Source organism: Olavius algarvensis spirochete endosymbiont, assembly GCA_900608495.1.
Taxonomy (GTDB): Bacteria; Spirochaetota; Spirochaetia; order DSM-2461; family DSM-2461; genus UBA2779.
On sequence record UWYT01000321.1, the window covers coordinates 1 to 536 of the forward strand.

The 536-nt window shown below is 43.5% G+C and carries 1 protein-coding gene; it reads left to right on the forward strand.

Annotation, left to right across the window (positions count from 1 at the left end; translation table 11 throughout):
- Positions 1–400 (forward strand): hypothetical protein (locus S1OALGB6SA_RS10440; protein WP_195910413.1); only part of this gene is annotated, 400 nt, incomplete at its 5' end.
- Between the last annotated feature and the right edge of the window lie 136 nt (positions 401–536).

Below are 536 nucleotides of genomic sequence, written 5' to 3' on the forward strand. Positions count from 1 at the left end.
AGTAGGAAGTGGAACCTATGGCCCGGCTGGTACTTCTATTGGCTTCACCTTGGGTGCATCGGGCGTTGATTCTGTCAAGGATTTAGAAGGTTTGAGTATCATAACCGGAGGTTCAGTCGGAGCACTAATCTCATTAGGTGTCGACGTATCTATGCCATTTGATAGTGATAATCCAATGAATGATTCTGTCCATTCTATATCAATTGGTTTTGGGGGCGGTGCTGAAGGACATGCCTTCGCTGCGTATACGGAAGTCGCGGGAACTGAAATAGATATTTCTCAAGCTCCTGGGGCTCTCCAACAATTTGCTGGGAAAGTAGGTGAAGGAATTCACAAAGCCACCTCTGCTTTATTCGACTATGCTTATTCAGGACCGTTGCCCCCTGATTTTAATCTATGATGAATCCATAGATGTAAGTTGAATTATGCGAATTTTTTTTGTTATTGCTTTGGTTTTTCCCCTTGCTTCTTGCCATCCCAGGAGTGAAATTGACGAGTATCTCCAACCGTATTTCAATGGACTAAATGCAAGGAAT